The organism is Microbacterium sp. GXF7504, assembly GCF_054798235.1.
In genome coordinates, this window is the sequence record NZ_JBSJZI010000003.1 from 384,528 (window position 1) to 406,493 (window position 21,966).

The window sequence follows — 21,966 nt, forward strand, 5'->3', positions numbered from 1 at the left end:
TCGATCATGCGGGTCGGGTCAGGAGGCGCGGCGGGCGCGGGCGGCGCGGCGCTTCAGCGCACGGCGCTCGTCCTCGGACAGCCCGCCCCAGACGCCCGAATCCTGGCCGGACTCGAGGGCGTACTGCAGGCAGATCTCGGTGACGGTGCACCGGGCGCAGACGGCCTTGGCCTTCTCGATCTGGTCGACCGCAGGCCCGGTGTTCCCCACCGGGAAGAACAGCTCGGGGTCTACCGTCAAGCAGGCGGCTTTGTCGCGCCAATCCATGGTTGTGCTCCTCAGGGTACGAAGATCGGGTGGGTTCTTTTCAGAGGTCGGATCACTGTCCGTTACTCTGTTCGGTGTGCGGACGTCACAGCCCGCCCCACGTCGCTGTGGGAGCACACGACGTGCTCTATCGTCCCACAACGTCATACGAATTGACAAGGTTCACCGCGCGTTTCCGCGCGGTTCACAGCACCTTCCCCACCGTCGGCGCGACACGCCGGGATCCGATCGGAGCATGCATGACCACGGGCATCGCGGAACGACTCGCCGGCGTCCTGGTGACGCTCGAGGGGATCGGGGTCGGGGCGCTCGCGGTGTGGCAGGTCGTCGAGCTGATCGCGGGCAACACCGACTCCGTGACGAGTGCACTGGCCCTGCTGGTGCTGACCGTCGTCGGGGCCGCGATCGTGATCGCGTTCGGGCTCGGGACGCTGCGGGATCAGGGGTGGGCGCGATCGGGCGGCATCGTGACGCAGTTGCTGATCCTCGCCGTCGCGGGGGGAGCGGCCACGGGTGCGTACGCCCATCCGGCGATCGGCGCCGCGCTCGCGGTGCCGGCGATCGTGGTCCTCGTGCTGCTCATCGCGGCGGTCTCGGCGGCCGGGAAACGCCGGCCGAGGAGCGCCGGGCGGACGGGCGACGTCCCGGACGCCTGAGCGCCGCGCCGGGACGTTTCAGGCGTCGACGCCCAGGAGTTTGCGCAGGCGTGCGACGTGGCCCGTCGCCTTGACGTTGACCTGGGCGTGCTCGATCCGGCCCTCGGGGTCGATCACGAACGTGGAGCGCAGGACGCCCTCGATCTTCTTGCCGTAGTTCATCTTCTCGCCCCAGGCGCCGTACGCGTCGTGGACGGCGTGGTCCGGGTCGGACAGCAGCGGGAAGGTGAGCCCGTCGCGGTCGCGGAATTCGCGCAGCTTCGCCGGGGTGTCGCGCGAGACGCCGAGGACGGTGTAGCCGGCCGCGGCGAGCGGGGCGAGGCTGTCGCGGAAGTCGCAGGCCTGCGTGGTGCATCCCGGCGTCATCGCGGCCGGGTAGAAGTACAGGATCACGCGACCGCCGCGGAGGTCGTGCAGGGACACCGGACGCTCGTCCTGGTCCAGCAGGGTGAAGTCGGGCGCGAGGTCTCCGGGCTGCAGGCTCATGCCTCCCAGCTTATTGGCCGGCGCGACCGTAGCCGGGCTCGCGCGACGCGAACGTCGCGAGCAGCCGCTGCAGCGAGTCCAGCCGGCCGGCGCCGGTCGGGCCGAGCCGCCCTTCCGCGACGGCGTCGACGATCGCGCAGTCCGGTGCGTCGGGCAGGTGGGTGCAGCCGCGGGGGCACTCCTCGGCTACGACGGCGAGGTCGGTGAACGCCTTGAGGATGTTCGCGGGATCCACGTGTCCGAGCCCGAAGGAGCGGACGCCGGGGGTGTCGATGACCCAGCCCGACCCGCCCTGGCCGCGGTAGCGCAGCGACACGGTGGACGACGACGTGTGCCGGCCGCGGCCGGTCACCTCGTTCACGTGTCCGGTCGCGCGCCCGGCGCCCGGGACGAGCGCGTTGACCAACGTGGACTTGCCGACGCCGGAGTGCCCCACGAACACGGTGGAGCGTCCGACGAGTTCGGCGCCGATGCGCTCGACCGGCATCTCGCCGCGCCGTGATGTGAACACCTGCAGATCGATGCCGTCGAAGTGGGTGAGGAACCCGGACGGGTCGGCGAGGTCCGTCTTGGTGACCACGAGCATCGGGCGGATGCCGGCGTCGAGCGCCGCGATGAGGTAGCGGTCGACGAGCCGGGCGCGGGGCTCGGGGTCGGCCGCCGCGACCACCACCAGCATCTGGTCGGCATTGGCGACGACCACCCGCTCCACGTTGTCGGTGTCGTCGGCGCTGCGGCGCAGGAGCGTCGTGCGCGGTTCGATCCCGACGATGCGGCCGAGCGTGCCCTCCGCGCCGGACAGGTCGCCCACGACCCGGGCGAGGTCGCCGGTGACGATCGGCTGCTTGCGCAGTTCCCTGGCACGCGCGGCGGTCACCTCCCGCTCGTCCGGGCCGTCCTCGTCGACCAGCACGGTGTAGCGGCCGCGGTCGACGCCGAGGACCCGGGCGATCTGCGCGTCCGCGTGCGCCGGGCGGCGCTTCGTGCGGGGCCGGTTCCCCTTCGGGTTCGGGCGCACCCGGATGTCGGACTCGTCGAAGTCCGGTTCGTCGTCCTCGTCGTCGGGTGCCAGCCAGCTCACGCGGCGGTGTCCTCCTGCTCGAGCATCCGCGCCCACAGCTCGGGGAACTCGGGCATGGTCTTCGCGGTCGTGCCGATGTCGTCGACCTCGACCCCGGGCACCCGCAGCCCGATGAGCGCCCCGGTGGTCGCCAGACGGTGGTCGTGGTGCGCCCGCCAGAGTCCGCCGGTGAGCTCGCGGGGGATGACGCGGATGCCGTCGGGGAGCTCCTCCGCCTCACCGCCGATCGCACGGATGTTGCCGACGAGCGCGGCGATCCGGTCGGTCTCGTGCCCGCGGATGTGGCCGATGCCGGTGAACGTGCTCGGCCCGTCGGCGAACAGCGCGAGGCCGACGAGGGTCGGGGTGAGCTCGCCCACCGCGGACAGGTCGAGATCGACCGCTGCGATGCGGTCGCCACCGGTCGCCGTCATGGCGCCGTGACGGCGGGACGCGTGCCCGCCGAACGCCGCCAGGAGCTGCGGCAGCTGGGCGCCCGGCTGCGTCGAGTGCGCGGGCCAGCCGGTGACCGACACCGAACCGCCGGTGACGAGCGCCGCGACGAGGAAGGGGGCGGCGTTGGAGAGGTCCGGCTCGATCGTGACGTCCTTCGCGTGCGGCACGGTCGGCGGCACGAGCCATTCGCCGACCGCGGGACGCTCCACGTGCACGCCGCGGCGCGCGAGCGCGTCCACGGTCATGTCGATGTGGGGGATGCTGGGCAGCCGCGCGCCGCGGTGGCGCAGCCGCAGGCCGACGTCGTAGCGGGCGGCGGCGAGCAGCAGGCCGGAGACGAACTGGCTGGACGCGCTGGCGTCGATCTCGACCTCGCCGCCGACGACGCGCCCGCGGCCGCGGACCGTGAACGGGAGCGACCAGGTGCCGCCGTCGGCGATGTCGACGCCGACCTCGCGCAGCGCCCGGATCATCTCGCCCATCGGCCGGTGCAGGGCGCTCTCGTGCGCGGTGACGGTCACGTCGCCGGTCGCGAGCCCGGTGAGCGGGGTGACGAACCGCATGACGGTGCCGGCCTGCCCGCAGTCGACGGTCCCGCCGGCGGCGAACCGTGCGGGCGGGGTGACGTGCAGGTCGTCGCCGAACGCCCCCTGCCCGGGGACGCGTTCGATCCGTACGCCCAATGCTTGCAGCGCGCTGATCATGCGGGCCGAGTCGTCGGAGTGCAGCGGTGCGTGGACGGTCCCGGGACCGTCCGCGATGGCCGCGAGCACGAGTTCGCGGTTGGTCAGCGACTTCGAGCCGGGCACGGCGACGGTGGCGGTCACGGGACCCGTGACCGTCGGGGCCGCCCAATGTCGGGGGGAATACCGCGGAGTGCTCATCGGTTCCACCCTACCGAGGGGCGCAACCGGGCGCCTACGACGGCGACGGAGGAGGGATGCGGATGACGGCGACCGTGCTGCTGCCGCCTGCGCCCGCCGTAGACTGGCGCCTGATGGACGACCAGGCCGAGGCGCGTACGCAGTTCGAGGAGCAGGCGCTCCCGTTCATGGACCAGCTGTACGCGGCTGCGATGCGGATGACCCGCAATCCCGCGGACGCCGCGGACCTCGTGCAGGAGACCTTCGTGAAGGCGTTCGCGTCGTGGTCGAGCTTCACCCAGGGCACGAACCTGAAGGCGTGGCTGTACCGCATCCTCACGAACTCGTACATCAACACCTACCGGAAGAAGCAGCGCGAGCCGTTCCAGAGCGCCATCGACGACCTCGAGGACTGGCAGCTCGGCGGCGCCGAGTCGGCGACCGCGATGCGGTCCCGCTCCGCCGAGGCGGAAGCGATCGACCACATGCCGGCATCGGCGGTCAAGGACGCGCTGCAGTCGATCCCGGAGGACTTCCGCCTGGCGGTGTACCTGGCGGACGTGGAGGGCTTCGCGTATCAGGAGATCGCGGACATCATGAAGACACCGATCGGCACGGTCATGAGCCGCCTGCACCGTGGCAGGCGGATGCTGCGTGACCTGCTGGCCGAGTACGCCAAGGAGCGGGGGATCACCCCGCCTGCACCCAGGAGTAGGAAATGACCGATTGCGGTTGCGAGAAGGCCCGGCGTGACCTCGAGGAGTACCTGCGCGACGAGGTCTGCAACACCCAGCACGCGGACATCCGGGAGCACCTGGAGACGTGCGCGGAGTGCCGGGAGGAGGCGCTGGTCGCCCGGACGCTGACCGAGGTGGTCGCGCGCGCGTGCCGCGAGAGCGCGCCGGAGCAGCTGCGCGACCAGGTGCTCGCGCGACTTCGCGAGGCGCAGGCCAGCCACCACTGACGCCGGGTCGGCGCCGCGCCGACGCCGCCGCATCCCACCGCTTCGCCGGTGGACGACCGAGGGGACGGATGCCGGAGCATCCGTCCCCTCGGTCGTGTCCGCTCCGGGTCAGAGCGTGAGCGCCTTCTCCATGAGCGCGGCGTGCTCGATCGCGTGGGTCTTCGCGGAGCCCGCGGCGGTCGAGGCCGAGGCGGCGCGGGAGACCACGCGGATCGTGCGGCCGTGGAGGTACTTCACCAGCTCGAGCGCGATGAACGGCCAGGCGCCCTGGTTCTCCGGCTCCTCCTGGACCCAGACCAGCTCCGCGTTCGGGTAGCTGTCGATGACCGCGTTGAGCTCGTCGACCGGTGCCGGGTAGTACTGCTCGAGACGCACCAGCGCGATCTTCTCGTTCGGGCGCTTGTTCAGCTCCGATCGGAGGTCCCAGTGGATCTTGCCGGCGTGCAGGAGCACGCGGGTCACGGCCTCGCGGTCGAGCTCGCGCTCGTCGTCGATGACCGGCTCGAACGTGCCCTGCGTGAAGTCCTCGACGGGGCTCGTCGCGTCGCGCAGACGCAGCATCGCCTTCGGCGTGAACACCACGAGCGGCTTCCGCGGGCGGGCGTAGGCCTGGCGACGCAGCAGGTGGAAGTGCGATGCCGGAGTGGAGGGGCGCGCCACGATCATGTTGTCCTGCGCGCACAGCTGCAGGAACCGCTCGATGCGGGCGGACGAGTGGTCGGGACCGGCGCCCTCGTAGCCGTGGGGGAGCAGCAGCACGACACTCGACTGCTGGCCCCACTTCTGGTCGGCCGACGAGAGGTAGGTGTCGATGACGGTCTGCGCCCCGTCGACGAAGTCGCCGAACTGCGCCTCCCAGAGCACCAGCGCCTCGGGGCGCTCGACCGAGTAGCCGTACTCGAACGCCATCGCCGCGTACTCGCTGAGCAGCGAGTCGTAGACGAAGAAGCGGCCCTGGTTCTCGGACAGGTTGACCAGCGGCAGCCACTCCTGGCCGTTCGACCGGTCGTGGAACACCGCGTGACGCTGCACGAACGTGCCGCGTCGGGCGTCCTGGCCGGCGAGGCGCACCGGGGTGCCCTCGAGCACGAGCGAACCGAACGCGAGCAGCTCGCCGAACGCCCAGTCGATGCCGCCGTTGCGGCTCATCGCCTGGCGCTTGTCCAGCAGCTGCTGCAGCTTCGGGTGCACGGAGAAGCCCTCGGGCTTGTTCGTGAACGCGTCGCCGATGAGCTGCACGACCTCGACCGAGACGCCGGTGGTCTCCGGGGCGCCGACCGCGGGCTCGACCTCGGCGGTGACGTCGATCACGCCGGTCGTGCCGGTCTCGGCCGCATGGGTCTCGGCGAAGGCGACCTCGAGGCGGTCCTGGAAGTCGCGCTTGGCCTGGTCGTACTCCTCCTCGGTGATGTCACCGCGGCCGACGAGGGCCTCGGTGTACAGGCGGCGCACGGAGCGCTTCGCCTCGACGAGGTTGGTCATGAGCGGCTGCGTCATCGACGGGTCGTCGCCCTCGTTGTGCCCGCGGCGGCGGTAGCAGACGAGGTCGATGACGATGTCGCGGTGGAACTCCTGCCGGTAGCGGAACGCGAGTTCCGCGGCGCGGACGACGGCCTCCGGGTCGTCGCCGTTCACGTGCAGGATCGGCGCCTGGATCGTCTTGGCGACGTCGGTGGCGTACACCGAGCTGCGGCCGTCGACGGGCAGGGTGGTGAAGCCGAGCTGGTTGTTGACGACGATGTGCACGGTGCCGCCGGTGCGGTAGCCCCGCAGCTGCGACATCTGCAGCGTCTCGACCACGACGCCCTGACCGGCGAACGCGGCGTCGCCGTGGATGAGGATCGGCAGCCAGGTGAAGGTGCCGATCGGCTTGCGGTCCTGCTTGGCGCGGACGATGCCCTCGAGGACGCCGTCGACCGTCTCCAGGTGGGAGGGGTTCGCGGCCAGCAGCACCGGCAGCTCCTTGCCGGAGTCGGACACGAACGTGCCCTCGGTGCCGAGGTGGTACTTCACGTCACCGGAGCCGCGCTTGTTGCCGGGCAGGCTCGTGCCCTCGAACTCGCGGAACACCTGGCCGTACGTCTTGCCGGCGATGTTGGTCAGCACGTTGAGGCGACCGCGGTGGGCCATGCCGATCGCCGCGCCGTCCAGGTCGGCGTCCGCCGCGCCGCGCAGGACCTCGTCCAGCAGCGGGATGAGCGACTCGCCGCCCTCGAGGCTGAAGCGCTTCTGGCCGACGTACTTCGTCTGCAGGAAGGTCTCGAACGCCTCGGCCTGGTTCAGCTTCGACAGGATGCGCAGCTGCTCCTCGCGGGTGGGCTTCTGGTAGGGCACCTCCACGTTGTCCTGGAACCACTTGCGCTGGGCCGGGTCCTGGATGTGCATGTACTCCACGCCGACGGTGCGGCAGTAGGAGTCGCGGAGGACGCCGAGGATGTCGCGGAGCTTCATCACGCGCTTGCCGCCGAAGCCGCCGACCACGAACTCGCGGTCGAGGTCCCAGAAGGTCAGGCCGTGGTTCTCGATCTCCAGGTCGGGGTGCGTGCGCTGCACGTACTCGAGCGGGTCGATGTCGGCCATGAGGTGCCCGCGCACGCGGAAGGAGTTGATGATTTCCTGCACCCGCGAGGCCTTGTCGATGCGCTCGGCGAGGTCGACGTGGATGTCGGCGGACCAGCGGATCGGGGCGTAGGGGATGCGCAGCGCGGCGAAGATCTCCTCGTAGAACCCGCGCTGCCCGATGAGCAGTTCGTGGACCTTCTTGAGGAACTCGCCGGAGCCGGCGCCCTGGATGACGCGGTGGTCGTAGGTGCTGGTGAGCGTGATGGTCTTGCCGATGCCGAGCTCGGCGAGGGTCGTGGCGCTGGAGCCCTGGAACTCCGCCGGGTACTCGAGGGCGCCGGCGCCGATGATGCACCCCTGGCCCTTCATCAGACGCGGGACGGAGTGGACCGTGCCGATGCCGCCCGGGTTGGTGAGCGAGACCGTGGTGCCCTGGAAGTCGGCCGCGGTGAGCTTGTTCGCCCGGGCGCGCTTGACGAGGTCCTCATAGGAGGCGAGGTACTCGGTGAAGGTGAGGCTCTCCGCGCGCTTGATGCTCGGGACGAGCAGGGCGCGGGTGCCGTCCGGCTTGGGCAGGTCGATCGCGATGCCGAGGTTCACGTGCGCGGGCGCGACGACCGAGGGCTTGCCGTCGACCTCGGCGTAGAAGACGTTCTGGCTCGGGAACTCCTTGAGCGCCTGGATGAGCGCCCAGCCGATGAGGTGCGTGAAGCTGACCTTGCCGCCGCGCGTGCGGGACATGTGGTTGTTGATGACGATGCGGTTGTCGATCATCAGCTTCGCCGGGACGGTGCGCACGCTCGTCGCGGTCGGGACCGTGAGCGACTCGTCCATGTTGACCGCGAGGGTCTTGGTCATGCCGCGCAGCGGGGTGACCTTGTCCTCCTCGGCGGACGCCTCGGGGGAGGCGGGCTTCACCTTCGGCGCCTGCGCCGGGATCGGCTGCGGTGCGGCCGGCTTCGCGGTCGTGCGGGCGACCGGCGCGGCGCCGATCACGGGGACCGCCGCGGTGGTGGGCCGCGGCTCGGCCGCGGTCGGGGCGGGGGCGGCGCTCGGCGTGGACAGCGTCTTCGCGTCCTTCGCCTGCGCCGGCTTGTAGGCCTCGAGGACCGGCCACCACGACTTGTCCACGGAGTTCTTGTCGACCTTGTACTGCTCGTAGAGTTCCTCGACGAGCCATTCGTTGGCCCCGAACTCCCCTTCGCTCGACACCCCGACGCCCGTCACCTGGCTCGACACTGAAGATCGCCTGCTTTCGTGGATTCGCTGCGGTCAGACCGGGCCTTCGTCGACCCGAGCACACGAGTTCCAATGGTATCCCAGCGGGCTCCGTACCGGACCGGATCCCAGGTATCCGCAGGGAACGATCACGCATCCTTTTCCGGGTTGTCAGGAATCGCGTTCCTTGACAACCCGGTGGACCGTCCCGCCATCCCCGGTCCGGGTCGCGCATGGCGCCCGCCCGCCGCGCTGCCGTACCATGGTCGGCACGATGGACGACCCTCCGCATTGCAGTCACAGGCCCCACCGACCCTCCTCCCGCGCGGGAGGTGACGCATGACCGAGATCATCATGCTGGGCGTGGGGCTGCTCCTCACCATCGGCACCGGACTGTTCGTCGCGAGCGAGTTCGCGCTGGTGAACCTCGACCGCGCCGATCTCGAGGCACGGCGCGCGGCGGGCGAGACCCGTCTGTCGCTCACGATCGACGCGCTGCGCAAGACCTCGACGCACCTCTCCAGCGCACAGCTCGGCATCACGCTCACGACCCTCCTCACCGGCTACACGATGGAGCCGGCGATCTCGCACCTGCTCGCGCCGGTGTTCGAGGCGTGGGGGATGCCCGACACCATCCGCGTTCCGCTCGCCGCGGTGGTCGGCATCGCGATCGCGACCGTCTTCTCGATGATCCTCGGCGAACTCGTGCCGAAGAACCTCGCCCTGGCCGTGCCGCGCGTGACCGCGAAGGTGGTCATGCCCTTCCAGGTGGCCTTCACGACGGTGTTCCGTCCGGCGATCGCACTGCTGAACGGCAGCGCCAACGGGGTGCTCCGCGCCATGGGCGTCGAGCCCAAGGAGGAGCTGTCGGGCGCCCGCACCGCCGAGGAGCTCTCGAGCCTCGTGCGGCGCTCCGCGAGCGCCGGCGTGCTCGAGGAGGACACCGCGACCCTCCTCGACCGCAGCCTCACCTTCGCGCGCCTCACCGCCGCCGACGTGATGTCGCCCCGGCCGCGCGTGCACGCGGTCGCCGCGGCGGACCCCGTGGAGGAGGTCGTGCGGCTGGCGCGCGACACCGGGCACAGCAGGTTCCCCGTGTTCGACGAGTCCATGGACGACATCGTCGGCATCGTGCACCTGAAGGCCGCCGTGAGCGTGCCCCGCGAACGCCGCGGCGAGGTGCCGGCCGCCGCCGTGGCGAGCGAGGCGCTCCGGGTCCCGGAGACCGTGCACCTGGACGCCCTCATCACCGAGCTCCGCTCCCGCGGCTACCAGATGGCGGTCGTCGTCGACGAGTACGGGGGGACGGCGGGCGTCGTCACCCTGGAGGACCTCGTGGAGGAGATCGTGGGGGAGGTGCTCGACGAGCACGACCGCCGCCGGGCCGGCGTCGTCCGCGGCGCCGACTCGCTCACGTTCCCCGCGAGCCTGCGACCCGACGAACTGCTGGACCGGACCGGCGTCCGGGTCCCCGAGGACGAGGTGTACGACACGGTGGGCGGCTTCCTCATGAGCGAGCTCGAACGGATCCCCGCCGCGGGCGACCGCGTGGAGATCGAGGACGGCACGCTCGAGGTCGTGCGCATGGACGGGCGCCGGGTCGACCGCGTCCGCTTCACCCCGAGGCCGTTGCCGGAGTCCGCCGACGACGCGGACGCGCGCGAGGGGGGTGAGGACCGATGAACGACTGGGCGGGGATCGTCTGGCTCGTCGTGCTGCTGGTGTGCAACGCGTTCTTCGTCGGCGCCGAGTTCGCCGTCATCTCCGCGCGCCGCTCGCAGATCGAGCCGATCGCGGAGCGCGGCTCCCGGTCCGCGAAGACCGCGCTGTGGGCCATGGAGCACGCGACGCTCATGCTGGCGACCTGCCAGCTCGGCATCACCATCTGCTCGCTGCTCATCCTGAACGTGTCCGAGCCGGCCATCCACCACCTGCTGGCGGTGCCGCTCGGGCTCACCGGCTGGGCCGAGGCGGTCGTCGACGTCGTCGCGTTCGTCGTCACGCTCGTGCTGGTGTCGTACCTGCACGTCGTGTTCGGCGAGATGGTGCCGAAGAACCTCGCGTTCTCGGTGCCGGACCGTGCGGTGCTCATGCTCGCGCCGCCGCTCGTGTGGATCTCGAAGGCGTTCCACCCGGTCATCGTCGCCCTGAACTGGACCGCGAACCACCTCGTGCGCCTGTTCCGCGTGGAGCCGAAGGACGAGGCGGCGTCGACGTTCACGCTTGAGGAGGTCGCGACGATCGTGAACCAGTCGCGCATCGAGGGCGTGCTCGACGACAGCGCCGGCACGGTCGCCGCGGTCGTGGAGTTCACCGACAAGAAGGTGCGCGACGTCGCGGTGCCGCTCGCCGAGCTGGTGACGCTGCCGACGACCACGACGCCCGCCGAGATCGAGCGCGCGGTGTCCAAGCACGGCTTCTCGCGGTACGTCATCGTGGATCCCGACGGGACGCCGGTTGGCTACGTGCACCTGAAGGACGTGCTGCGGGTCGCCGAGGCGACCGACGACGTCTACCTGGCCCGTCCGGTCCCGGCCAAGCGGATCCACCACATGGTGCCGCTCCACGAGGACACCGATCTCGAGGACGCCCTCGCGCTCATGCGGCGCGCAGGCCGACACCTCGCGCAGGTGCGGAACGAGGCGGGGGAGACCACCGCGGTGCTGTTCCTCGAGGACGTCATCGAGGAACTCGTCGGCGAGGTCGAGGACGCCACCCGGCGCCGGCGCTGAGCGGCGGCGTGCTCGCTAGGGTGGGCGCATGATCGTGCGGTGGACGGCGGAGGATGCGGCGCGGTCGCTGACCGCGCCGTCCGCCGACGACCACAAGTACCGGCGCGGGGTCGTCGGGATGCGCACCGGGTCGGACGCCTACCCGGGCGCCGCCGTGCTGGGTGTCGAGGCGGCGTGGCGCACCGGCGTGGGGATGGTGCGCTACCTCGGCCCGGTCAGGGCCGCAGACCTCGTCCTCGCACGCCGGCCCGAGACCGTCGCCGCCCCCGGACGGGTCCAGGCCTGGGTCGTCGGTTCCGGCACCGACCCCGCGCAGCGCACCGCACCCGAGACCGCGGCGCTGCGCCGCATCCTGGGCGGGGACGTGCCGGTCGTCGTGGACGCCGGCGCCCTGGACCTCGTGCCCGGGGCGACCGCGCGCGTGATCGTCACACCGCACGACCGGGAGCACGACGGGCTGCGCAGCGCGCTCGGACTCGGGCGTGTCGACCCCGCGGGCGGCGACGGTGCGCGGGCGGCCGCCTGCGCCGAGACCGCGGCCCGACTCGGCGCCGTGGTGCTGCTGAAGGGCGGGGTCACCTTCGCCGCCGCCCCCGACGGCCCGGTGCACCGGATCGACGCCGGCACCCCCTGGCTCGCGACCGCCGGGACGGGCGACGTGCTCGCCGGTGCGGTCGGCGCGGTCGTCGCCGGGCTCGCCGCGCGCCGCGATCCCGACCTCACGGCGCTCGCGGATGCGGCGGCCACCGCGTCGTGGCTGCATGCCCGGGCGGGCGTGCTCGCCGCGCAGGCGCTCGGACCCGCCGGCGGCCCGATCACGGCGCTGGACGTGGCCGAGGCGCTGCCGCGTGCGGTCGCCGAGACGCTCGCGGGCTGACACCCGGAGGGACCGCGGCGGGACCGCATCCTAGGATGGCACCCGTGACGAGACGGGCCGTGCTGTGGATCGCGTTCGCACTGGTCCACCTCGGGGTCGCCGTGCTCGGCTGGGTGTGGCCGAACAGCCCGATGGGCGACGTCTACCTCGTCTACGAGAAGTGGTCGCTCGCCTTCCTCCACGGCGGGTTCGTCGACCCCGGGCTGTACCGGCTCGTCGACACCCGCGAGTACGTCGGGTTCGTCGGATTCGACTCGGCGTGGGTGTATCCGCACCTCGCGCTCGTGCCCATGCTCGCGACCTGGGCGTTCGCCTGGGCGCTGTCGTACACGCCCGCCTGGGCGCTGCTCGTGACCCTGCTCGACGCCGTCGCGTTCGCCGTGCTCGTCGGGCGCGGACGCTCCCGCGGCCGGGCGACCGCGGCATGGTTCTGGCTCGCCTTCCTCGCGCTGCTCGGCCCCGTCGCCCTGTACCGCATCGACGCCGTGACCGTGCCGCTCGCGATCCTCGGCTGCCTCTGGCTCGTGCGCCGGCCGGTCGTCGCCGGGGTCCTGCTCGCGGTCGCGACCTGGATGAAGGTGTGGCCGGCGGCCGTGCTCGCCGCGGCCGTGGTGGCGGTCCGCCGACGCCTGCGGGTGGTGTGGGGTGCGCTCGCCGTCTGCGCGGTCACGGTCGGGGTCGTGCTGCTCGCCGGCGGCGGCGCACACCTGTTCGGCTTCATCGGCGACCAGACCGGGCGCGACCTGCAGGTGGAGGCGGCGGTCAGCACCGGCTACCTGTGGGCGACGATGCTCGGGGTGCCCGGCGCCGCCGTGTACTACGACGAGGACCTGCTCACGTTCGAGGTCGCCGGGCCGTTCGCCGACGCGATCGTCTCGGCCATGACGCCCGTGCTGGCCGTGGCGGTCGCCGCCGTCGCCGTCGTCGGGGGCGTGAAGGCCTGGCGCGGTGCCGCGTTCGCGCGCCTCTTCCCGGCCCTCGCGCTGGCTCTGGTCGGCGTGCTCATCGTGTGCAACAAGGTCGGGTCGCCGCAGTTCATGGTGTGGCTCGTCGCACCGGTCGTCGCCGGTCTCGTCCTCGACCGGCGGCGGTGGCGCGCCCCGGCGGTGCTGACCCTCGTCGTCGCGCTGAGCACGCAGGTGATCTACCCGCTCACGTATTACGCGATGCTCGCCGCGGCGCCGGTCCCGGTCCTGGTCATCACGCTGCGGAACGTCCTGCTGATCGCCCTCACGCTCTGGGCGGTCGTTCGCCTGTGCGTCGTGCCCGCGCCCGGACGCCGCGCCACCGCATCCCACCGTCCCCACCCCACTCCCGCAGGAGGTCACTGATGCTCGTCGCTTTCTCCGTCGCACCCAGCGGCACCGGCCGCGCCGACGGCTCCGTCCACGACGCGGTCGCCGCCGCGGTCGCCGTCGTCCGCGCGTCGGGGCTGCCGAACCGCACGACCAGCATGTTCACCGAGCTCGAGGGGGAGTGGGACGAGGTGATGGACGTCGTCAAGCGCGCCACCGACGCGGTCGCCCCGTACGGGTCCCGCGTCTCGCTCGTGCTGAAGGCCGACATCCGGCCGGGCTGGTCGGGTGAGCTGGACGCGAAGATCGAGCGCCTCGAGACGGCACTGGAGGACGGCCCCGCCGCCCCCTGACACGCCGGAACGAATCGATTCGCGCCGGGTGTGCGCACCCCGCTAGCATGGCGCGATGACCTCCTCGACCCGCTCGAGGGGGGCGGCGATGTGGGCGCTCCTCTCCCTCGCCATCGGTTCCTTCGGCATCGGCATGACCGAGTTCACCATGATGGGCCTGCTGCCCGAGATCGCCGAGGAACTCCTCCCGCAGGCCTGGGCCGCGAACCAGGAGGACGCCATCGCGCAGGCGGGCTGGCTCATCAGCCTGTACGCGCTCGGCGTCGTCATCGGCGCCCCCACCATCGCGGGCTCGGTGGCGCGCTTCCCTCGTCACCGCGTCATGGTCGCGCTCGCGCTCGCCCTCACCCTCGGCAACGCGCTCACCGTCATCGCCCCGACCTTCGGGCTCGTCGGCGCCTCGCGGCTGCTCGCCGCCCTCCCGCACGGCGCGTACTTCGGCATCGGCGCACTCGTCGCGGCCGACGTGCTCGGTCCGGGCAAGCGTGCCAAGGGCGTCGCGTTCGTCCTCACCGGGCTCACCCTCGCGAACGTCGTCGGCGTGCCGGTCGGCACATTCCTCGGCCAGCAGCTGGGGTGGCGCGTGGCGTTCGCCGTCGTCACCGGCATCTTCGCCCTCGCGACCGTCAGCATCCTCGCGTTCGTGCCGCGCACGCCCGGGCAGCCGGGACGCACGCTCCGCGCCGAGCTCGGCGTGTTCCGCATCCCGCAGGTGTGGCTCGCCCTCGCGACCGGCGCCATCGGCTTCGGCGGCTTCTTCGCGGTGTACAGCTACGTCGCGCCGCTGGTGACGGATGTGGCCGGCTCGCCCGCGTGGGTCGTGCCGCTCGTGCTCGTGGTCACCGGCCTCGGCATGACGATCGGGAACATCCTCGGCGGACACCTGGCCGACTGGAACCTGCGCCGCACCCTGCTCTGGGGCATGGGGGCGATGGCGCTGGTGCTCGCGGTGCTCGCCCTGACCGCCGGATGGATCGTCGTCCTCTTCGTCATGCTGTTCGCGATGGGGCTCGTCTCGGCGGCGCTCAGCCCCGCCATCCAGACCCGGCTCATGGACGTCTCCGCCGACAACCAGTCGATCGCGGCGGCCCTGAACCACTCGGCGCTGAACATCGGCAACAGCCTCGGCGCCTTCCTCGGCGGTGTCGTCATCGCGGCCGGGTTCGGCTTCGCCGCGCCGGCCTGGGTAGGCGTGCTGCTCGCGCTCGGCGGCCTCGTGATCGCGTTCACCGCCTACCGGGTGCAGGACCGTGCGGAGCGCGCCGGTGCGGCGACGGTGCCGCTGCGGCATCCCGAGCCGGTGCCGTTCGACTGACCGCACCCGTTTCCCGGGCGGGAACCGTTGCGCTGTGTGACGGCCGAATCGGCCCCGCGGGCGACGGATGTGAGACTCGAGGCATGGGCTCGCGCATCATCCTCAACGCCTTCGACATGACGTGCATCACGCACCAGTCCGCGGGGACCTGGCGGCACCCGCAGAGCAACGCGACCGGCTACAAGGACCTCTCGTACTGGACCGACCTGGCGAAGCTCCTCGAGCGCGGCCGCTTCGACTCGCTGTTCATCGCCGACGTCGTCGGCACCTACGACGTGTACCGGGACTCCGCGGCCACCGCGCTCCGTGACGCCGCCCAGGTGCCCGTGAACGACCCGTTCCTGCAGGTGCCCGCCATGGCGCTCGTGACCGAGCACCTCGGGTTCGGCGTGACCTCCGCGCTCACCTACGAGCAGCCGTACGCGCTGGCCCGCAAGTTCACGACCCTCGACCACCTGACCAAGGGCCGCGTCGCGTGGAACGTCGTCACGAGCTACCTGAACTCCGCCGCGGTGAACCTCGGCCTCGACAAGCAGATCTCGCACGACGAGCGCTACGAGATCGCGGACGAGTTCCTCGACGTGACCTACAAGCTCTGGGAGGGGTCGTGGGACGACGACGCGGTCGTCGCCGACCGCGAGCGCGGCGTCTACACCGACCCGACGAAGGTGCACCCGATCGGTCACGACGGGAAGTACTTCTCCGTGCCCGGCATCCACCTCTCCGAGCCGTCGCCGCAGCGCACCCCGGTGATCTTCCAGGCCGGCGCGTCGCCCCGCGGCCGCGCGTTCGCGGCGAAGCACGGCGAGGGCGTGTTCATCAGCCCCGCCAACCCGGCGCAGGCGCGCGCGATCGCGACCGACATCCGCGACCGCGCCGAGGCGGCGGGCCGCGGCCGTGACGCGGTGAAGCTGTTCGCGCTCGTCACGGTCATCACCGGGGAGTCGGATGCTGCCGCCCAGGCGAAGTTCGAGGAGTACCTCGAGTACGCGTCGGGCGAGGGCGTGCTCGCGCTCTACGGCGGCTGGACCGGCATCGACTTCAGCCAGTGGGACCCGGACCAGCCGCTCGAGGAGGTCGAGAACGACAGCCTGCGCTCGGTGCTCGCCTCCCTCGCGAAGATCGACCCGCACCGGCGCTGGACCCCCGCCGACATCGTGCGCAACCGCGCGATCGGCGGCATGGGCCCGGTCATCGTCGGCGGCCCGCAGACCGTCGCCGACGAGCTCGAGCGCTGGGTCGACGAGGGCGACATCGACGGCTTCAACTTCGCGTACGCCATCACCCCCGGCACCTTCGAGGACCTCGTGGAGTACGTCGTCCCCGAGCTGCAGCGCCGCGGCCGCGCCCAGACCGAGTACAGCGGGTCGACGCTGCGCGAGTCGCTGTACGGCGAGGGGCACGCCCGCGTCGACGCGACGCATCCCGCCGCCGCGTACCGCGGTGCGTTCAGCGGCGCCGCATCCGCCGACGACACGACCCTGCCCTCGAAGATCGCCGACCACTTCGCCGCCGTCCCCGCCTGACCCGCGGCGCCGGCGTTCGGCTCCGCGCCGCCGGGCTCTGCGCCGCGTGCCGCAACCGGGCTGCGGCTCCGCGCCGCGTGCACAACTGCGGAGTCCGTGGGCGACACGCCGGTGGTGGATGCGGGTGGGGCGGCGTGTCGGGTGTGATCTCCGCAGTTGTGCTCGCCGCGTCCGCGAGCCGTGCTCGGTCGAGCCGTGCCGGCGGGTTCCGGCGGTGCCGCGCGGCCGTGCTCCGCGCCGCGTGCACAACTGCGGAGTCTGTGGGCGACACGCCGGTGGCGGATGCGGGTGGGGCGGCGTGTCGGGTGTGATCTCCGCAGTTGTGCTCGCCGCGCGAGCGGAGCGGAGTGCTACGGGACGAGGGTGATCTTGCCGTGGGTGCCGGCTTCGACGAGCCGGTGCGCCTCGGCGGCGTCCGCCAGCGGCAGATCCGGACCGAGCTCGACCTCGAAGGCGCCGACCGACAGCAGCGCGAGGACGACCGGGATCGCCTCCGCCCGCCACGTGAGCTGCTGCGGCGTCAACGGATGCGGGCTGCCACCGGCGAAGGCCCGGATGCCGAGGCCGTCGGCATCCGCCCCGCGCACGAGCGTCGCGATCCGGGAGCGGTCCGCGACGAGCTCGAGCGAGACGTGCAGCGCCTCGTCCGTGCCGGCGGCGTCGATCGCGACGTCCACCCCCTCCGGCGCGAGCTCACGGACCCGGTCGGCGAGGCCCTCGCCGTAGGCGACCGGCACGGCGCCGAGCGCACGCACCCGGTCGGCGCGCGCCGGCGACGAGGTCGCGACGACGCGGGCGCCCCACCGCACCGCGAACTGGATGAGCGCCTGCCCGACCGCACCCGATCCGCCGTGCACGAGCAGCGTGTCGCCGGCGCGCACGGCGAGCGACCGGAGCGCCTGGTAAGCGGTGCCGACCGGGATGCCGAGCGCCGCGCCGACCGCGGCGGACACCTGCGGCGGCCGCGGGCGCACCCGTGCGGCGGGGACCGCGATCTCCTCGGCGTACGCGCCCTGGGCGCCCGTGAACACGACCGCGTCGCCCGGGCGGAACCCCTCGACGTCCCCACCCACGGCGGTCACGACGCCCGCGCCGTCGGAGCCCAGCCGCCGCGGCTCGGTGATGGGCGGGGAGACGCGGATCGCGGCGCGGAGCTTCGCGTCGACCGGGTTCACCCCGGCCGCCTCGATCCGCACCACGACCTCGCCGGGCGCGGGTTCCGCCGGCAGGACCTCGATCACCCGGAGTACGTCCGGGCCGCCGAACTCGGTGTACGCGATCGCATGGGCCATGCCCCGAGGCTACCCGCGCGCGTGGTCGGTCGTGCCGCGGATGACGGCCCCGAGACCCGCCGCGAGCGCCCGCCCACGCCCGAGGATCACCCGCGCAGGGCCTTCGTGATGCGCTGCGGCGAGACCGGCTCGGCGGTGCCGAGCGACTGCGCGTACAGGCTCACGCGGTACTCCTCGAGCAGCCACCGCACGTGCACGAGGTGCGGCGGGGCGTCGGGTGCGACCGGCACGGTGCCGCCGGCGTCGACGTAGAGCGCCTGCATCCGCTCGAACTCGCTCATCCGCTGCCGGTCGCGGCCGGGGTTGTCGGCGAGTCCGCGGACGCGCTCCAGCGCGGCGCGCAGGTACCGGGGGATGTGCGCGAGGCGGTCGAGACCGGTGCGCGACACGAACCCGGGGTGCACGAGGCCGCCGAGTTGGCCGCGGACGTCGTTGAGCGCCCCGAGGAGGGTCAGGGAGTTCTGCCGCTTCAGCTCGCGCTCGACGTCGCGGACGGCGGTGAGGATGCGGGCGGTCAGCGAGACCGCGGCGAACAGCTCGTCGGTGACGGCCGCCGAGAAGGCGTCGCGGACCCGCTCGAAGCCGGCCCGGTCACGCACGATCCCGTCGGGAGCGGTGCGCACGATGACGGCGTCGGCGACCGCGACGCGGGCGTCCTCGATGAGGGCCTTCGCGTGCTGGTACGGCGACGAGGCGAGGGCGAGCTTCTCGTTCGCGGTGAGGTGCTCGAGCACGTACGACGCTGGGGAGGGCGACGACAGCAGCACGAGCCGCCGCACGCCGGCGCGGGTGGCGGCGGTCGCCGTCTCGGGCGTCGCCTCGATGCGCAGGGTCACGTCCTGGCCGGTGTCCACGAGCGCCGGGTAGCCGCGCACGACCCCGCCGGCGACGGGGGTGTCCACGAGTTCGGGCAGGTCGCCGATCGTCCAGTCGGTGAGTCCGGCGCGTTCGACGAACGCGGGACCGGACGCCGCTGCGGATGCGGCGGGCCGCGGTATCCGTTGGCCCGGACGCGTCTGCCCGGTGACGGTCCGCGCGACCGCGTCCTGCGCCCGGTCGGCGAGGCGCGCCTGCAGCGCGCGCAGGTCGCGGTCGGAACCGATCGCGCGGCCGCGGTGGTCGACCGCGCGGAACGACATCGACAGGTGCCCGGGGAGCCGCTCCAGGTCGAAGTCCGCCGCGGTGACCGGCTGGTTCGCGATGCGCTGGATGCGGGCGGCGAGCGCCTCGCGGAGGTTCGTCCTCGGCAGGCCCTCGTGGTGCTCGGGCCCGGCCGCGGCGAGTTCCTCGGCGAACTTCGCCGCCCAGTCCGCCGCCGGCACGACGTGGCGGCGGATGGCCTTCGGCAGCGCGCGGATGAGTCCCGCGATGAGTTCGTCCCGCATCCCCGGCACCTGCCAGTCGAAGCCGTCGGGGCGCAGCTGCGCGAGGAGGGCGAGCGGCACGACGACCGTCACACCGTCGTCCGGTGCGCCGGGTTCGAAGCGGTAGGCGAGGGAGAGCACCTGGTCGCCCTGCTGCCAGCGGGAGGGGAAGTCGCGCTCGTCGCTGCGTCCCGCCCCCTCGAGGAGATCGGCCTCGGAGAGGTCGAGCAGCCGGGGCGTGCGGGTGGAGGCGGTGCGCCACCAGGTCTCGAAGGAACGGACGTCGAACACGTCCGCGGGTACGCGGGCGTCGTAGAACGCGTACACGGCCTCGTCGCCGGCGAGGATGTCGCGGCGGCGCTCCCGCTCCTCGACCTTCTCCAGGCGGCGGCGCAGCTCGAGGTTGCGCCGGGCGAAGGCGGTGAGCTGCTTGGGCAGGTGCGAGACGTCCCACTCCTCGTCCACGAGCGCGTGACGCAGGAACAGGTCGCGGGCCATCGGCCGGTCGATCCGGGCGAGCTGCACCCGGCGGCGCGGGATGATCTCGACGCCGAAGAGCGTGACCTTCTCGGACGCGACCGCCGCACCGGCGTCCTTCGACCAGTGCGGGTCGGAGAGCTGCCGCTTCACCAGGTCGCCGGCGAGGGGTTCGGCCCAGGCGGGGTCGATCGCCGCGACCGTGCGGGCGTAGAGCCGGCTCGTCTCCACGAGCTCGGCCGCCATCACGGCCTGCGGACCCTTCTTGCGCAGCCCCGAGCCGGGGAAGATCGCGAACTTCGCGCCGCGCGCGCCCCGGTACTCGGCGCGCGCCGGACCGCCCTTGCCGGCGCGGCCCTTCTCCGCCTTGCGGTCGCGCTCGTCGAGCACGCCGATCTGCGAGAGGAGCCCGGCGAGGATCGCCTTGTGCACCGTGTCGGGGTCGGCGGTGCCGGGCTCGGGGTTCCTGGGCGCGCCGACGAGCTGTGACAGCTGCCGGTGCACGTCGAACCATTCGCGCACGCGCACGTAGTTGAGGAACTCCGAGCGGCACAGGCGCCGGAAGGCGCTCGAACCGAGCTCGGCCTGCTGCTCGCGGAGGTGGTTCCACAGGTTCAGCAGGGTGAGGAAGTCGCTGGTCGGGTCGGTGAAGCGGGCGTGTGCGGCCTGCGCCTGCTCGCGCTGCTCCTCGGGTCGCTCGCGGACGTCCTGGATGGACAGGCCGGCGACGATCGCGAGCACGTCCCGCTGCACACCGGTGCGCTCGGCCTCGATCAGCATCCGGGCGAAGCGCGGGTCGATCGGGAGGCGGGCCAGCTCGCGGCCGATCTTCGTGAGCGTCGCGCCGTCGCGCTCGCGCTTCACCGCTCCGAGCTCGGTCAGCAGGTCGAACGCCGCGGACACGCCGCGGGAGTCGGGCGGCGTGAGGAACGGGAACGAGGAGATGTCGCCAAACCCGAGCGCGAGCATCTGCAGGATGACGGAGGCGAGCGAGGTCCGGAGGATCTCCGGCTCGGTGAACTCCGGGCGCCGATCGAAGTCCTCCTCGGCGTAGAGGCGGATGGCGATGCCGGGCGCGGTGCGGCCGGCACGGCCGGAGCGCTGCTGGGCGGAGGCCTGTGAGACGGCCTCGATCGGGAGCCGCTGGATCTTCGACCGGTTGCTGTAGCGCGAGATGCGCGCGGTGCCGACGTCGACCACGTAGCGGATGCCGGGGACGGTGAGGCTCGTCTCGGCGACGTTCGTGGCGAGGACCACCCGGCGCCGTACGCCGGGCACCGTGGAGCGCTCGAACACCCGGTGCTGCTCGGCGGCGGAGAGCCGCCCGTACAGCGGCAGCACCTCGGTGGGCGCCGCGTCCTTCGCGTACGCGCCGCGCACGGCGTCCATCGCGTCGCGGATCTCGGCCTCGCCGGGGAGGAACACGAGCACGTCGCCCGGCGGCTCGCGGTCGAGCTCGCGCAGCGCCGACACGATCGCCGACACCTCGTCGTCGTCACCCTGCGCAGAACTCAGGACATTCCGACGTGCGGTGCCGCGGGCAGCGGGCTCGTCGTCGTCCTCGACCGATCTGTCCGGAGTTCCGAACGGGCGGTAGCGGATCTCGACGGGGTAGGTGCGCCCGGAGACCTCGATCACGGGGGCGGGTGTGCCGTCGCGGTCGGCGAAGTGCTTCGCGAAGCTCTCCGGGTCGATCGTCGCGCTCGTGACGATCACCTTCAGATCGGGACGCTTGGGCAGGATGCGGCGGAGGTACCCGAGCAGGAAGTCGATGTTCAGCGACCGCTCGTGCGCCTCGTCGATGATGATCGTGTCGTACCGGCGCAGCATCCGGTCGCGGTGGATCTCGTTGAGGAGGATGCCGTCGGTGACCAGCGCGATCCTCGTGTCGGCGGACACCTTGTCGGTGAAGCGCACCTTGTAGCCGACGGCCCCGCCGAGCGGGACCTGCAGCTCCTCCGCCACGCGCTCGGCGATCGTGCGGGCGGCGATCCGGCGCGGCTGGGTGTGCGCGATCGAGGTGCGGCCGAGCTCGAGGAGGATCTTCGGCAGCTGCGTCGTCTTGCCGGAGCCCGTGGCGCCGGCGACGATGACGACCTGGTGGTCGCGGACGGCGCGCGCGATCTCCTCCCGGGCCGCGCTGACGGGCAGCTCCGGGGGGTACGAGATCACGGGTTCCGGTGTGGACACAGCCTTCGATGCT

At 72.4% G+C, this 21,966-nt stretch carries 17 protein-coding genes; 10 read left to right on the forward strand and 7 right to left on the reverse strand.

Annotated elements, in window-relative coordinates; translation table 11 throughout:
- Positions 1-18: 18 nt before the first annotated feature.
- Positions 19-267 carry a WhiB family transcriptional regulator gene (locus ACWAUO_RS09240; RefSeq protein ID WP_036295594.1) on the reverse strand — a complete coding sequence of 83 codons (249 nt, stop codon included), beginning with the start codon at positions 265-267 and terminating at the stop codon, positions 19-21.
- 239 nt (positions 268-506) lie between these two features.
- Between ACWAUO_RS09240 and ACWAUO_RS09245 the strand changes: the two genes are divergently transcribed.
- Positions 507-923, forward strand: a complete 417-nt coding sequence (locus tag ACWAUO_RS09245; RefSeq protein WP_460774878.1) for a histidine kinase — start codon at positions 507-509, stop codon at positions 921-923.
- A gap of 18 nt (positions 924-941) precedes the next feature.
- Here the strand turns inward: ACWAUO_RS09245 and bcp are convergent, their stop codons facing one another.
- From bcp to aroA, 3 genes are read right to left on the reverse strand one after another with little or no spacing between them, the layout of a single operon-like run.
- Positions 942-1,409 carry a thioredoxin-dependent thiol peroxidase gene (gene bcp, locus ACWAUO_RS09250; protein WP_460774880.1) on the reverse strand — a complete coding sequence of 156 codons (468 nt, stop codon included), beginning with the start codon at positions 1,407-1,409 and terminating at the stop codon, positions 942-944.
- Positions 1,410-1,419: 10 nt separating this feature from the next.
- Positions 1,420-2,490: a ribosome small subunit-dependent GTPase A gene (rsgA, locus tag ACWAUO_RS09255; RefSeq protein ID WP_460774881.1), complete on the reverse strand. Its 1,071-nt coding sequence runs from the start codon at positions 2,488-2,490 to the stop codon at positions 1,420-1,422.
- Positions 2,487-3,809 carry a 3-phosphoshikimate 1-carboxyvinyltransferase gene (gene aroA, locus ACWAUO_RS09260; RefSeq protein ID WP_460774883.1) on the reverse strand — a complete coding sequence of 441 codons (1,323 nt, stop codon included), beginning with the start codon at positions 3,807-3,809 and terminating at the stop codon, positions 2,487-2,489. The genes rsgA and aroA overlap by 4 nt, the downstream gene beginning before the upstream one ends.
- Positions 3,810-3,871: 62 nt before the next feature.
- On the opposite strand from aroA, the gene ACWAUO_RS09265 reads away from it, so the two are divergent.
- Complete coding sequence (locus tag ACWAUO_RS09265) at positions 3,872-4,510, forward strand: sigma-70 family RNA polymerase sigma factor (protein WP_460774885.1); 639 nt, start codon at positions 3,872-3,874, stop codon at positions 4,508-4,510.
- Positions 4,507-4,752, forward strand: a complete 246-nt coding sequence (locus ACWAUO_RS09270) for a zf-HC2 domain-containing protein (protein ID WP_460774887.1) — start codon at positions 4,507-4,509, stop codon at positions 4,750-4,752. The genes ACWAUO_RS09265 and ACWAUO_RS09270 overlap by 4 nt, the downstream gene beginning before the upstream one ends.
- 108 nt (positions 4,753-4,860) lie before the next feature.
- On the opposite strand, the gene ACWAUO_RS09275 is transcribed toward ACWAUO_RS09270, so the two are convergent.
- The gene (locus ACWAUO_RS09275; protein WP_460774889.1) at positions 4,861-8,553 is read right to left on the reverse strand and encodes a multifunctional oxoglutarate decarboxylase/oxoglutarate dehydrogenase thiamine pyrophosphate-binding subunit/dihydrolipoyllysine-residue succinyltransferase subunit; all 3,693 of its coding nucleotides are present in this window, start codon (positions 8,551-8,553) and stop codon (positions 4,861-4,863) included.
- Positions 8,554-8,871: 318 nt separating this feature from the next.
- On the opposite strand from ACWAUO_RS09275, the gene ACWAUO_RS09280 reads away from it, so the two are divergent.
- The 7 genes from ACWAUO_RS09280 to ACWAUO_RS09310 all read left to right on the forward strand — a co-directional run bounded on the left by ACWAUO_RS09280 (position 8,872) and on the right by ACWAUO_RS09310 (position 16,630).
- Positions 8,872-10,215, forward strand: coding sequence for a hemolysin family protein (locus tag ACWAUO_RS09280; protein WP_460774891.1), 1,344 nt, complete (start codon positions 8,872-8,874; stop codon positions 10,213-10,215).
- The gene (locus ACWAUO_RS09285; protein ID WP_460774892.1) at positions 10,212-11,264 is read left to right on the forward strand and encodes a hemolysin family protein; all 1,053 of its coding nucleotides are present in this window, start codon (positions 10,212-10,214) and stop codon (positions 11,262-11,264) included. The genes ACWAUO_RS09280 and ACWAUO_RS09285 overlap by 4 nt, the downstream gene beginning before the upstream one ends.
- 28 nt (positions 11,265-11,292) lie before the next feature.
- Positions 11,293-12,141: an ADP-dependent NAD(P)H-hydrate dehydratase gene (locus tag ACWAUO_RS09290; RefSeq protein ID WP_460774894.1), complete on the forward strand. Its 849-nt coding sequence runs from the start codon at positions 11,293-11,295 to the stop codon at positions 12,139-12,141.
- 44 nt (positions 12,142-12,185) lie between these two features.
- Positions 12,186-13,472: a glycosyltransferase 87 family protein gene (locus ACWAUO_RS09295; protein ID WP_460774895.1), complete on the forward strand. Its 1,287-nt coding sequence runs from the start codon at positions 12,186-12,188 to the stop codon at positions 13,470-13,472.
- A complete protein-coding gene (locus tag ACWAUO_RS09300) occupies positions 13,472-13,789 on the forward strand; it encodes a thiamine-binding protein (RefSeq protein WP_460774897.1) in 318 nt (105 codons plus the stop codon). The genes ACWAUO_RS09295 and ACWAUO_RS09300 overlap by 1 nt, the downstream gene beginning before the upstream one ends.
- A gap of 55 nt (positions 13,790-13,844) precedes the next feature.
- Positions 13,845-15,104, forward strand: coding sequence for an MFS transporter (locus ACWAUO_RS09305; protein ID WP_460774898.1), 1,260 nt, complete (start codon positions 13,845-13,847; stop codon positions 15,102-15,104).
- Positions 15,105-15,187: 83 nt separating this feature from the next.
- The gene (locus ACWAUO_RS09310; RefSeq protein ID WP_460774899.1) at positions 15,188-16,630 is read left to right on the forward strand and encodes an LLM class flavin-dependent oxidoreductase; all 1,443 of its coding nucleotides are present in this window, start codon (positions 15,188-15,190) and stop codon (positions 16,628-16,630) included.
- A gap of 350 nt (positions 16,631-16,980) precedes the next feature.
- On the opposite strand, the gene ACWAUO_RS09315 is transcribed toward ACWAUO_RS09310, so the two are convergent.
- A complete protein-coding gene (locus tag ACWAUO_RS09315; protein WP_460774901.1) occupies positions 16,981-17,922 on the reverse strand; it encodes a quinone oxidoreductase family protein in 942 nt (313 codons plus the stop codon).
- Positions 17,923-18,008: 86 nt separating this feature from the next.
- The gene (gene hrpA / locus ACWAUO_RS09320; RefSeq protein ID WP_460774902.1) at positions 18,009-21,953 is read right to left on the reverse strand and encodes an ATP-dependent RNA helicase HrpA; all 3,945 of its coding nucleotides are present in this window, start codon (positions 21,951-21,953) and stop codon (positions 18,009-18,011) included.
- Between the last annotated feature and the right edge of the window lie 13 nt (positions 21,954-21,966).

What these genes read in the sequence shown, in the direction of transcription:
- ACWAUO_RS09285 (WP_460774892.1), top strand. Translation starts at nt 10,212, where the DNA reads ATGAACGACTGGGCGGGGATCGTCTGGCTCGTCGTGCTGCTGGTGTGC.
- ACWAUO_RS09280 (WP_460774891.1), top strand. Translation starts at nt 8,872, where the DNA reads ATGACCGAGATCATCATGCTGGGCGTGGGGCTGCTCCTCACCATCGGC.
- ACWAUO_RS09305 (WP_460774898.1), top strand. Translation starts at nt 13,845, where the DNA reads ATGACCTCCTCGACCCGCTCGAGGGGGGCGGCGATGTGGGCGCTCCTC.
- ACWAUO_RS09300 (WP_460774897.1), top strand. Translation starts at nt 13,472, where the DNA reads ATGCTCGTCGCTTTCTCCGTCGCACCCAGCGGCACCGGCCGCGCCGAC.
- ACWAUO_RS09265 (WP_460774885.1), top strand. Translation starts at nt 3,872, where the DNA reads ATGACGGCGACCGTGCTGCTGCCGCCTGCGCCCGCCGTAGACTGGCGC.
- bcp (WP_460774880.1), bottom strand. Translation starts at nt 1,409, where the DNA reads ATGAGCCTGCAGCCCGGAGACCTCGCGCCCGACTTCACCCTGCTGGAC.
- ACWAUO_RS09270 (WP_460774887.1), top strand. Translation starts at nt 4,507, where the DNA reads ATGACCGATTGCGGTTGCGAGAAGGCCCGGCGTGACCTCGAGGAGTAC.
- ACWAUO_RS09310 (WP_460774899.1), top strand. Translation starts at nt 15,188, where the DNA reads ATGGGCTCGCGCATCATCCTCAACGCCTTCGACATGACGTGCATCACG.
- ACWAUO_RS09290 (WP_460774894.1), top strand. Translation starts at nt 11,293, where the DNA reads ATGATCGTGCGGTGGACGGCGGAGGATGCGGCGCGGTCGCTGACCGCG.
- aroA (WP_460774883.1), bottom strand. Translation starts at nt 3,809, where the DNA reads ATGAGCACTCCGCGGTATTCCCCCCGACATTGGGCGGCCCCGACGGTC.
- ACWAUO_RS09240 (WP_036295594.1), bottom strand. Translation starts at nt 267, where the DNA reads ATGGATTGGCGCGACAAAGCCGCCTGCTTGACGGTAGACCCCGAGCTG.
- ACWAUO_RS09315 (WP_460774901.1), bottom strand. Translation starts at nt 17,922, where the DNA reads ATGGCCCATGCGATCGCGTACACCGAGTTCGGCGGCCCGGACGTACTC.
- ACWAUO_RS09245 (WP_460774878.1), top strand. Translation starts at nt 507, where the DNA reads ATGACCACGGGCATCGCGGAACGACTCGCCGGCGTCCTGGTGACGCTC.